This window comes from Arthrobacter zhangbolii, from assembly GCF_022869865.1.
GTDB classification, from domain to species: Bacteria; Actinomycetota; Actinomycetes; order Actinomycetales; family Micrococcaceae; genus Arthrobacter_B; species Arthrobacter_B zhangbolii.
Genome location: NZ_CP094984.1, coordinates 3,028,865 through 3,040,110 on the forward strand (window position 1 = coordinate 3,028,865; position 11,246 = coordinate 3,040,110).

Sequence of the window (11,246 nt, forward strand, 5' to 3'; positions counted from 1 at the left end):
AGCCGCACCTGTGAACAGCCTATCTGTACGGCGGCCCGGCCGGGTCTTTGTGGCTAGGCTGGTGGCATGACTGTTCTGGTTTTCCTGGATCCTGCCTACCCTGACGGACGCCCGGCCGACGCCGGTGTTCCGGCGCTGATGATCAATGACCTCGGCGTCACGCGCGGCGACGGGATCTTCGAATCCCTGCTGGCGGTGGACGGCGTACCGCGCAAACCCGATGCCCACTTGGACCGTCTGGGTTCCTCCGCGGACCTGCTGGACCTGCGGATTCCGGAGCGTGCCGCCTGGGAGCGGGCCATTGCCACCGCGTTGGCGCTGCATGCCGGGGATGCGGGTCCCACCGGACGGGCCGCGGTGAAGCTGGTGGCCACCAGAGGTGTTGAAGGCGCCGGGGAAGCTACCGCATGGGTTCAGGTCACGTCCGCACCGGACAATGCGGCGCAGCAGAAGGACGGCATTCGCGTGCTGCTGCTGGACCGCGGCTATGACAGTCTGGCCGCATCCCGGGCGCCGTGGCTGCTGCTGGGAGCCAAAACCCTGTCCTACGCGGTAAACATGGCCGCTTTGCGGTATGCCAGGGCCAACGGTGCGGATGACGCCATCTTCACGTCCTCCGACGGCAAGGTCCTGGAAGGTCCAACCTCCACGGTGGTCCTGGCTACCGAACGCAACGGGGTGCGGACGCTGCTCACGCCCGAGCGCCGCTCCGGCATCCTGGCCGGAACCACTCAGGATGCACTGTTCAGGGCGGCTGAGGCCGCCGGCTGGGAGCTGGGCTACGGTCCACTGGTCCCCGAGGACCTGTTCCAGGCCGACGGCGTCTGGCTGGCTTCCAGCATCCGGATGCTAGTGCCGGTCCGTTCCATCGACGGACGCGGGCTGCCCTTCTCCGAAACGCTGAACGCCGAACTGGTGAAACTGGCGGACGCAGCACTGTAGCAGCGTCCGCCGGCGTCCCGTCTCCGCGGCGCTAGGTCAGGATGAAATTGAAGGTCCCTGCCGCCACGGCGGCCGCGACAGCTCCCGCTGACACGGCCAGGCCGGCACCGAAAACCGCCGCATCCACCCCGCTGAATGTGGAAGACCTTGCCCAGGTCCGTTCCGCTGCCCCGAATCCGCGGGCCTCCATGGCCACGGCCAGGCGAGTGGCACGGCGGATGGCCTGGACCAGCAGGGCCACCGACTGTCCGCCGAAACCCTTAAGCCGGGCGGCGGCACCGGTATCCGGTCCGGCCCCGCGGGCATGCCGGGCGAGTCCGAGCGTGCGCCACTCCTCCACCAGCAATCCCACCAGCCGCATCGCTGCCAGGGCTCCCAGGACAAAGCGGTGCGGCAGCTTCAGCTTTTGCGCCAGCGCATCCGCCAGGTCCGTGGGATCCGTGGTGGTCAGCAGGTAGATACCGGGCAGGGCAATGGCCAGGCCGCGCAGTCCGATCGCTATTCCGGCGGCCACGGACCCGGAAGTGAAGACCAGCGGGCCGGTCTCCAACAGCACCGTGCCGGTCTTTTCCGCCAGCAGGGCCGTACCCCACGCGCCGATGAGCGCGGCCACCAGCAGGGGCCAGGTCCTCCGGATCAGGGTGGCGATCCGGATGTGCAGCAGCGGCAGCAGGGCAAGCTCGGCCGCCAGGACCACGGTGGAACTTACCCAGTCCACGGTGACGAGGACAGCCAGGGTTAGCAGCAACGCGGAGGCCAGTTTGGACAGCGGATTCGCGCGTTTCAGCAAGCTGCCGCCCGGCCGTGCGGGTGCCGCGGCGGTGCCGTCCGGCCGTACCTGCACCCCGCTCACGGGTTCACCTGCACTGCGGCAGCCGGTGTCGAAGGAAGCTCGGTCACAGCGCCGTCCGCCACGCGCAGCGTCCGGGACGCGAGTGCCTGGACGAACTCAGCATCATGCGTCACGGAGACCACGCACTGTCCCTGCGCCAGCTGACCACGCAGCAGCGCCACCAGCTCGGCCCAGGTGCGGGCATCCTGCCCGAACGTCGGTTCATCCAGCAACAGGATCCGCGGCGCGGTGGCGAGCATGGTGGCCACCGACAGCCGGCGTTTCTCCCCGCCCGAAAGCGTGAAGGGGTTTGCCTGCAGCAGGTGGTCCAGCCGCAGGCGCTGCGCCAGTTCATGCACCCGGTCCAGCGTTTTCCCGTCGGTTTCCCTGCCTACGCGCCGCGGACCGAACGCCAGTTCATCCAGCACAGTGGCCGTAAGGAACTGGTGCTCCGGTTCCTGGAATACCGTTCCGATCCGTTCCACCAGTTCCCCTGATTTCCAGCGGAAAGGTTCGCGCCGGGCGGCGCCGGCCAGCTCCGCTGCCGCCTCGAGCGTGCCGGTATGCGGCCGGAGCAGGCCGCCCAGTGTCAGGGCCAGGGTGGATTTTCCCGCGCCGTTGGGCCCGGTGATCCCTACCGCGGTGCCGGCCGCCAGGCTCAGATCCGCCCCGGTGAGCACGGGCGGCCCGGTATTCGTCCGGCTCACCGCCAGCCCGCGCGCTGAAAGCAGCAGGCTTCCGTCACCACGGCCAGGATGCCAGGAGGCCCCCGAGTCCTCCGGTATCTCCGGCGCGGTCCCGGGCAGCCAGATGCCGGCCGCGGCAAGGGTTTCCCGGTGCCCGGGATCACCCAGCACCTGGCCGGGCGGGCCGTCCGCCAAAACCCCGCCACCCGCGGCCAGCACCACCACGCGGTCCACCAGCTCGGCCCACACCTGGACCCGGTGTTCCACCACAATGAGTGTGGCCCCGGTGCGGTCCAGTACCCGGCCTACGGCGTCGCGGATCTCCACAACGCCCGCGGGGTCAAGGTTGGCCGTGGGCTCGTCCAGAAGAAGCAGCCCCGGTTCCATGGCCATCACCGAGGCCAGGGCAAGGCGCTGCTTCTGTCCGCCGGACAGGGCCGCCGTCGAGCTTTCCAGCGGCACCTCCAAACCGACGTCGGCCAGCGCCGCACGCACGCGCGGCCAGATCTCCCCGGCGGGCACGGCCAGATTTTCCGCCCCGAAAGCCACCTCATCCCCCACCCGGGACAGCACGGTCTGGCTGTCCGGGTCCTGCAGGACCAGTCCGGTCCGGCCACGGGAGGCAGGATCGGACGGATGCGCGCCGTCCACCGCGAGCGTGCCGTGCTCCACGCCGCCGGTATCCGGTCCGAGAACCCCTGCCAGGGCGTGCAGGACAGTGGATTTCCCCGCACCGGAAGCACCAAGCAGCAGCACCCGTTCGCCGGGGGAAATGGTCAGGTCCAGTCCGGACACCGCGGAGGCACTGCGGCCGCCATGCCGCCAGCCCCAGCCGCGGGCAGTGACAGCGGCCGGCCGGGCCCGGGAACCGGACGGCGCAGGGGAACCGGACGGCGCAGGGCTGCGAAGGGCAGCCCGGCTCCGTCCGGCTTTTCTGCCAAACAGCACGGCTACGCCTTTCCGGTCTGTCCCGACGCGAAGGGGGCCAACGCACCCGTCCTGGCCAGCGCCCGCACCGCGAGCCAGGAGAGTCCGCCGGCAATCACCGCACCCGAGACCGCAGTCAGGATGACGTAGAGCAGCTGCCACTGCGCTGCCCATTCCAGGTTGTAAAGGATGTTTTCACTCAGTCCCAGGAACACACCGGAGCCGAGGCCCGCCAGCAGCGCCACGGGCAGCGTGAACCGACGGTAAAGGAAGATCAGGAACACGAGTTCGGCACCCAGTCCCTGGATAAAACCGGAGAGCAGCACGGAGAGGCCGAACTGCGTGCCCAATACACCGGAGACGGCTGCGGCCAGCATTTCACAGTAAATCGCCGCGCCCGGTTTGCGGATGATCAGCGCGCCAAGCACCCCGGCAATCAGCCAGCCGCCGGTATAAAGTCCGGCCAGCGGCGGAAACGCCGCCGTCAGTGCGCTGACCCCGGCATAGCCGAGGGACCATGCCCAGAAAATAACGCCTACCGCCACGGCGAGGACGGAGGCCACAACAATGTCCACCACCCGCCAGCGACGGTTGGACGCGGCAGGGCGTGCCGGGGGGAGCTGGTTGGCGGACGGTGCCGCTGCTGAATAACGGTCTTTCAATGGATATCCTCCTGTGAATCAGGAGGGGAGGGACGGCCGGTATACCGGCACAGCTTCCCGCCCGCACCGGCGGCTGCCGGCCCGTTGCGGGAAGATTCCCTGAGCTCTCGACTCCCTTCGCCGGTACTAACCGGATCAGGTTCGAGGGTCTGCGGATGTCCGCACTCTCAGCGCCCGTCACCCAGATCCGTTGGACCTGCTGCGGGACGGCGCTCCCCTGTCGTATGTTTGCGGTTCCACTCTACACACGGGCTCCGGATCTACACAGGCATCAGCAGATCCGCGTGTTCCACCGGTACCGTAGGGTTAGGGAAATCGCCCGAAGCTAGGAGTTACTCATGAACCTGATCCTCAAACTGCTGGGAACCGGCGCCAGCATTCTGTCCGGAATCGTCGCCGCCAAGGCACTTGATTTCATCTGGACCAAGGCCACGGGCAACGAGCCGCCCAAGGATGCCGAAGGAAGCCTGGAAAACAGCCTGCGTTCGGCCGTGGCGTTTGCCCTTGTCTCCGGTGCGGTCAGCTCCGTCATCCGGGTGCTCACCAACCGCGGTACACAGCGTGCCATCCAGCGCTACAAGAAGACGCCGGAAGTCGTCTAACCCGGTTTGCCGCCCGGCCGGCGGAACCGCGGCGCTCAGCCCTCGGGGTTTTTCCCCGGGCGCTGGGCGTCTGTGGTTAAGTCGCCCGCAGCTGCGCCGTCGCGGGCCCGCAACAGTTCATCGTCGTCGAGCTCTCCGGTGTACATGTCCGCTTCGGGGGCGGTCCCGTCCGGATCGTCATCCACCAGCGGGTCGTCCTCGTCATTTTCAAGAGCCTGCTCCTCCTCCGCCTCTTTCAGCAGCCGCTGGGCGCGTTCGACGACGTCGTCCAGCTCGTCGATCACCAGCAGTTCCGGGCGCAGGTGCTTGGTCCGGTAGCCTGCCCGGCCCACCATGTGGGCGGATACAGGTGCGGTCAGGAGCATAAAGATCCAGGCGACGGCGAGGATCGGAAGGAGTTTCCAACTGCGGAATTCCACGGCCATGGCCAGCAGGAACAGCAGCAGGCCCAGCACCTGCGGCTTGGACGCAGCGTGCATCCGGCTCAGCAGGTCCGGGAAGCGCATCAGGCCGATGGCCGCAGCCAGGGACATCAGGGCACCGCCGAGCATCAGCACGGCGACAATCACGTCATACACGGTCTCTTCCATTGCCTACCTCCTGTCCGTGACAAAGCGGGCAACGGTTACGGAGCCGATAAAGCCGACCAGTGAAATGGCCACCAGCAGCGCCAGGTAATCAAGGTTGCGGTAAACAATCATGTCGGTGGCCAGGGCTGCGCCGACTATGGCCAGCAGCACGTCAGCCGCCAGCACACGGTCCAGGATCGAGGGACCCTTGGCGATGCGGTAAATGGCTCCTGCACCGGCCACGGCCAGCATGAGGCACACGGCCACCACTGCTGCGGTCATCATGCCTGTCCTCCGATCTTGCGCTGCCGCGCCTCTGCCGTCTCGGCACGCAGTGCTTCGAGTTCCTTCTTGGTGCCCATTGTGCGGATCAGCCACGCCTCGGCATTGAGCACCTCGGTACGCGCCTTCTCTGCCTGTTCCGCTGTGGAAACGTCCAGTGCGTGCAGGTACAGCGTGGATGTGGAGCGGTCGACGTCGACAATCAGCGACCCCGGGATCAGCGACAGGGCGTGGCCGGTGGCGGTGACCAGCAGGTCCGAGCGGCTGCGCAGCTTCACCCCGATCACCCCGTTCCGGATCCGCGGCCCGCGGACCAGCGCAAGCCAGAACACGTGGAAACTGGCATGCACGAGTTTGTAGAAGAAACGGCCGGCAAAGACCAGCGCGTACAGCGGGTTGAACCGTCCGCTGAGCTCAACCGGCGGCAGGTAGAAGATGTTCGCCACGATAAAGGCGATCACCGCCCCGAAGATCAGGTTTCCGGCACTGAAGTCCTGCCACAGCGCGCCCCACAGGAACACCAGCCAGATCAGCAGCGGCAGTTCCTTCAGGAGCGGAACGCGGGCGCGGTTGCGCATGGGCGCTTCCTTCGTCATTCTGCGGCCCCCTCTCCCAGCACTGCTTCGATATAGGGCGTGCGGTCCAGCAGGTCCCGGGCCGCATTGTCGCTAAGCGAGAACAGCGGTCCGGCGAGGACGGTCAGTGACACTCCAAGCGCCACGAGTCCGACGGTGGGGTACACCATGGTCCGCGGCAGCAGGTCCACGGAATCCCGGGAGGAGAACCGGCCGCTGGTGATCTCGCTGACGTCTTCCGAGTTCCGCAGCCGTGATCCGTCCGGGCCGGTGGCCAGCAGGATCGGGTCCGGGTGGACCGCGTCCTCGGGGGTCCGCCAGAATGCCCGGTTCCAGACCCGTGCCATCACCAGCAGCGTCAGCAGGCTCGTTGCGGCACCGGCAGCCACCAGCAGATAGGCCAGCGGGGTGCCCAGCTCAACGCCGGCCTGCATCAGGCCAAGCTTGCCGAGGAAGCCGGAGAAAGGCGGGATGCCGGCGAGGTTGATGGCCGGGATGAAGTACAGCACGGCCAGCAGCGGTGAGAGCTTGGCGAGTCCGCCCAGGCGGTCCATGTTGGCCGTGCCGCCGCGCCGTTCAATCAGGCCGGTGACCAGGAACAGCGAGGTCTGCACGGTGATGTGGTGGACCACGTAGAACACGGCGGACCCGATGCCAACAACCGAAGCGACCGCCAGTCCGAACACCATGTAGCCAATGTGGCTGACCAAGGTGAAGGAAAGCATACGTTTGATGTCCGTTTGCGCCAGTGCACCGAGGATGCCCACCAGCATGGTCAGGCCTGCCACCACCATCAGCAGCGTGTTGATCCGGTCCCCCGGGAACAGCAGGGTTTCGGTGCGGACCATGGCGTAGACGCCTACTTTGGTCAGCAGCCCGGCGAACACGGCGGTGACCGGGGCCGGCGCGGTGGGATAGGAGTCCGGTAGCCAGAAGGAGAGAGGGAAGACCGCCGCCTTGATGCCGAAGGCCACCAGCAGCATCAGGTGGAGCATCATCTGTGTGGCGGGATCCAGATCGCCCAGCTTCAATGCCAGGTCCGCCATGTTCACCGTCCCGGTGGACGCGTAAATCATGGCAATGGCAATCAGGAAGAGCAGCGAGGAGACAACACTGACCACTACGTAGGTCACGCCGGCCCGGATCCGCGGAGTTGTTCCGCCCAGGGTCATCAGGACATAACTGGCGGTGAGCAGGATTTCGAATCCGACGTACAGGTTGAACAGGTCACCGGCAAGGAAGGCATTGGAAACGCCGGCCACCAGAATCAGGTACGTCGGGTGGAAGATCGAGATGGGTCCGTCTTCGTCGCCGTCGGCCATGCCCTGGCCCGCGGCGTAAATCAGGACGGCCAGGCTGATCGCGGAGGAGACTACGAGCATCAGTGCCGAGAACTGGTCCACCACCATGGTGATGCCGAACGGTGGCAGCCAGCCGCCGAGGTTTACGGCCACCGCGCCGGTGTTCCAGACGGAGAGCAGCAGGATCACTTCCAGCACCAGGGTCACTGCCAGGATGCTGACACTGACCACCCGCTGGGAGCGCTGGTGCCGGATCAGGATGAAGGCCAGGGCTGCGCCGAAGAACGGCAGCACCACGGCCAGGGGGGCAAGGCTTGCTGTGTTCATCGGTTCACCTCCGGTCCGTTCGTTGTTGTGTTTCCCCGTTGCGAGCCTGCGGCCTCTTCCGCCTCGTCCGGCGGAGTGAATTCCGTGGTGTCCTCGGGGACGTCCGCGTCATCCTCGGCGTCAAAACTGCTCTGGCTGGCCACGCGGCGGTCCTCAATATCGTCCTGGACCTCGTCCTGGCGGCCCAGCACCCAGGACCGGTAGATGATGCCAAGCATGAAGGCAGTCACCGAGAAGGAAATGACAATCGAGGTGAGGATAAAGGCCTGGGGCAGCGGATCATTGTAGGCGTCCGCCGGCAGGTCCTTGTTGAACATGGGGGCCAGCCCTGCCGGACCACCGGTCGCCAGCAGCAGGATGTTGGTGGCATTGGTCAGCATGGTCAGGCCCAGCACCACGCGGGTAAGGCTGCGTTCCAGCAGCAGGTAGATCCCGGCTGCGTAGAGGGCGCCCATGACCAGAAGGAGGGTGAGGTTGACCGTCACCGTGCCACCTCCTCTTCGCCGGCCCGTGTTCCGGTGGTGTCGCCGGCGTTTTCGTCCGCACTAATGATCTGGGGTTCCTCCACTATGGTGTCCTCGTCATCCCTGTCACCTTCGCTGCGCTCGTCGATCTCCGAGCCCAGGCTGCGCAGGACGTCCAGCACGAGTCCCACCACAATGAGGTAGACGCCGATGTCGAAGATCGTGGAGGTGACGAACTTGACCTCCCCGAAAATCGGCCAGGTGAACTTGATGATGGCGCTTTGCAGGACCTGTCCGCCGAAGAACAGCGGCGCTGCGGCGGACAGGGCGGCGAGGCCGAGGCCACCGCCGAGCAGGGTTCCGGCGCTGACGGGGCTGGCTTCCGCCAACTCGAACCGGCCGCCGGCAAGGTAGCGGATGGTCAGGGCGAGCCCTGCCATCAGGCCGCCCGCGAATCCGCCACCGGGGGCATTGTGGCCCGCGATAAGCAAGTAGACCGAGAAGATGATGACGGAGTGGAACAGCAGCCGCGTGATCACCTCGAAGATGATGGAGCGCCGTTCCGGGGCAAGCGTCCGGCCTGCCACCAGCCAGGCCTCGCGGCCAACGTTGGAGAACTTGCGGGCCAGAGCCAGGGTGGCCTGGCGCCGGCCGGTGGAGGCAAAGTGCTCCCGGCCGCGGTCCACCGAGCCGCTGGCAACCCCTTCAGCCCGGCGCCGCTTGTCGCCGCGGCCGCGGACAAAGATCAGGGAGGCCAGCCCGGTGGCGGCAATGGCCAGCACGGAGATCTCCCCGAAGGTGTCCCAGGCGCGGATGTCTACCAGCGTGACGTTAACAATGTTGTTCCCGCCACCGATTTCGTAGGCCAGCTTGGGGAAGTCCAGGGAGATGGGCGTGGCAACCCGGGACGCCATGGCGGTCATCGCGAAAATCACCATGCTGGCACCGAAGGCAATACCCAGGACGGCCCGCAGCAGCCGGTGCCGCTTCGGTTCGCGCTTCCACAGGCGTGCCGGCAGGGACCGCAGGGCCAGCACAAAGGCCACCAGCACAATGGTTTCGACCAGCATCTGGGTGAGGGCCAGGTCAGGGGCCCCCTGCAGCGCGAAGATCAGCGCAATGCCGTATCCGCTGACGGAGACCATCAGCACGGCGAGGAAGCGTTTGCTGGCCCGGGCGGCGGCAACGGCGCCGAGGATCACTGCTGCGCCGATCACGGCCTGAAGGGGATTGTCGTACAGCCGGAAATCCTGCGGCATGGGTGCGGCACGAACCAGCAGCGCCGACAACGGCGTCACAATCGCCATGGACAGGATGACGAAGAGGTAGAAGGACAGCGAGCCTCGCTGGGTGCGTCCGGTGACCCAGACGGCGACGTCGTCGAGCACGCCGATGGTGCCGCGGTAGGAACGCTCCGCGTCCAGCGGGAAGGCAATGTCCCGCTGGAAGGACTCCACGTTCCGGCGCAGCAGGAACAGTGCAACGCCGGCAGCAATGGTCAGTCCGGTCAGCCCGAGGGCCGGCGTCAGCCCGTGCCAGAGGGCCAGGTGCGTGGGCGGGCCGTCAGCCGGGAACAGGTCGGCGTAGGAGGCAATCGCGGTATCCAGCGGTCCCGGCCAGAGACCAAAAACCACGGTGGCCGCGGCGAGGATGGCCGGCGCGGCGAGGAAGGACCAGGAAACCGCTTTGAACGGGGTAGGTGCGCATCCGCCCTTGGTGGCGAAGGCACCCCAGATGAAGCGCGCACTGTAGGCGAAGGTAAGGACGGAACCGATAACGACGCCGGCCAGCAGGATCCAGCCCGCGAAGGTGCCTTGCTCCTCGCCATAGTGCACGTAGGTCTCGTAAACGGATTCCTTCGCCACGAAGCCCAGGAACGGCGGGATGCCTGCCATGGAGGCGGCGCCGATGACGGCAACCACCGCCAGTTTCGGCGCAGCGCGGAAGATGCCGGAGAGTTTGCGGATGTCACGCGTTCCGGCCTGATGGTCAATGATTCCCACCACCAGGAACAGGGTGGCCTTGAAGAACCCGTGGGCAAGCAGCAGGCCCATTCCGGCCACCGCCGCTTCGCGGTTGCCCAGGCCCACCACCAGGGTCAGGAAACCGAGCTGGCTCACCGTCCCGTAGGCAAGGATCAGTTTGATGTCGAACTGCCGCAGCGCCCGCCAGCCGCCGACCAGCATGGTGAGCAGGCCCAGGATCAGCACGATCGGGTGCCACAGCAGGGTCTCGGAGAATCCGGGGGCCAGCCGCGCAATCAGGTAGATACCGGCTTTCACCATGGCCGCGGCATGCAGGTACGCGCTGACCGGAGTGGGGGCGGCCATGGCGGCCGGCAGCCAGAAGTGGAACGGCACCAGCGCGGACTTCGAGACAGCACCCACCAGCATCAGGGCGATGGCCACGTTGACCAACGTGCCCTGGGAGACCAGCTCCGGGGCCTGCGCCAGGATCTCCGAAATCCGGTAGGTCTGCGCTGCCGAGCCGAGCATGATCATGCCCACCAGCATCGCCAGACCGCCGAAGGTCGTCACGATCAGCGCCTGCAATGCCGCACGCCGTGCCGACAGGCGGTGTGCTGCGTAGCCGATCAGCAGGTAGGACAGGATGGTGGTCAGTTCCCAGAAGATGAACAGCAGGATGAGGTCATCTGCCGTAACAAGGCCGAACATCGTCGCTGCGAAAGCCAGCAGCTGCGCGCCGAAGGATCCCATCTTCGGATCATTGGGCCGGAAATACCGGGCGCAGTAGAACAGGACCAGCGCGCCAACACCGAGGATAAGGATGGAAAGAACCGCGGAAAGCGTGTCCATCCTGAACGCCAGCTCTACCCTGAGGTCAGGGATCCACGGAATAGTGACTGACGGGGGTGCGTTCGGGGCACCCGAGGCGAGCGTCTGGTCAGCACCTGTGTACCGGGGGAAGGTGGCCACCAGCCAGATGAAGGCGGCGGCAGGGAAGGCCGCAAGAACGTAGAACGCCGACCGGCCCACCTTCCGGAACAATAAGGGCGCAACCAGTGCCACCGTAAACAGAACGGTGAGCACAAATAGCACGATGATCTCCCGGACTCT

The 11,246-nt window shown here is 66.4% G+C and carries 10 protein-coding genes, 1 pseudogene and 1 riboswitch; of the genes and pseudogenes, 2 read left to right on the plus strand and 9 right to left on the minus strand.

Features of this window, described 5'->3' with window-relative positions; translation table 11 throughout:
• Positions 1–66: 66 nt before the first annotated feature.
• Positions 67–942: an aminodeoxychorismate lyase gene (locus MUK71_RS14080; protein ID WP_227928533.1), complete on the plus strand. Its 876-nt coding sequence runs from the start codon at positions 67–69 to the stop codon at positions 940–942.
• 31 nt (positions 943–973) lie between these two features.
• Here MUK71_RS14080 and MUK71_RS14085 read toward each other — a convergent pair whose 3' ends face one another.
• From MUK71_RS14085 to MUK71_RS14095, 3 genes are read right to left on the minus strand one after another with little or no spacing between them, the layout of a single operon-like run.
• Complete coding sequence (locus MUK71_RS14085; protein WP_423724606.1) at positions 974–1,795, minus strand: energy-coupling factor transporter transmembrane component T family protein; 822 nt, start codon at positions 1,793–1,795, stop codon at positions 974–976.
• Entirely contained in the window at positions 1,792–3,408 is a 1,617-nt protein-coding gene (locus tag MUK71_RS14090; RefSeq protein ID WP_227928531.1) for an ABC transporter ATP-binding protein, read from the minus strand. Before MUK71_RS14090 ends, MUK71_RS14085 begins: the two co-directional genes overlap by 4 nt.
• Before the next feature lie 2 nt (positions 3,409–3,410).
• Complete coding sequence (locus MUK71_RS14095; RefSeq protein WP_227928669.1) at positions 3,411–3,965, minus strand: ECF transporter S component; 555 nt, start codon at positions 3,963–3,965, stop codon at positions 3,411–3,413.
• Positions 3,966–4,144: 179 nt separating this feature from the next.
• Positions 4,145–4,278, minus strand: a riboswitch (TPP riboswitch).
• Between the two features lie 109 nt (positions 4,279–4,387).
• Between MUK71_RS14095 and MUK71_RS14100 the strand changes: the two genes are divergently transcribed.
• The gene (locus MUK71_RS14100) at positions 4,388–4,651 is read left to right on the plus strand and encodes a DUF4235 domain-containing protein (protein WP_227902630.1); all 264 of its coding nucleotides are present in this window, start codon (positions 4,388–4,390) and stop codon (positions 4,649–4,651) included.
• A gap of 221 nt (positions 4,652–4,872) precedes the next feature.
• Here MUK71_RS14100 and mnhG read toward each other — a convergent pair.
• From mnhG to MUK71_RS14130, 6 genes and pseudogenes are all read right to left on the minus strand, one after another.
• Positions 4,873–5,241 (minus strand): annotated as a pseudogene (mnhG, locus tag MUK71_RS14105) (monovalent cation/H(+) antiporter subunit G); the annotation flags it as partial.
• 3 nt (positions 5,242–5,244) lie between these two features.
• On the minus strand, positions 5,245–5,502 hold the full coding sequence (locus MUK71_RS14110; protein WP_423724610.1) for an MrpF/PhaF family protein: 258 nt from the start codon (positions 5,500–5,502) through the stop codon (positions 5,245–5,247).
• Positions 5,502–6,080, minus strand: a complete 579-nt coding sequence (locus tag MUK71_RS14115; protein ID WP_227928527.1) for a Na+/H+ antiporter subunit E — start codon at positions 6,078–6,080, stop codon at positions 5,502–5,504. Before MUK71_RS14115 ends, MUK71_RS14110 begins: the two co-directional genes overlap by 1 nt.
• Positions 6,081–6,094: 14 nt before the next feature.
• The gene (locus MUK71_RS14120; protein ID WP_227928525.1) at positions 6,095–7,705 is read right to left on the minus strand and encodes a Na+/H+ antiporter subunit D; all 1,611 of its coding nucleotides are present in this window, start codon (positions 7,703–7,705) and stop codon (positions 6,095–6,097) included.
• Complete coding sequence (locus tag MUK71_RS14125) at positions 7,702–8,190, minus strand: Na(+)/H(+) antiporter subunit C (protein WP_227902642.1); 489 nt, start codon at positions 8,188–8,190, stop codon at positions 7,702–7,704. The genes MUK71_RS14120 and MUK71_RS14125 overlap by 4 nt, the downstream gene beginning before the upstream one ends.
• On the minus strand, positions 8,187–11,228 hold the full coding sequence (locus MUK71_RS14130; RefSeq protein WP_227928523.1) for a Na+/H+ antiporter subunit A: 3,042 nt from the start codon (positions 11,226–11,228) through the stop codon (positions 8,187–8,189). The genes MUK71_RS14125 and MUK71_RS14130 overlap by 4 nt, the downstream gene beginning before the upstream one ends.
• Between the last annotated feature and the right edge of the window lie 18 nt (positions 11,229–11,246).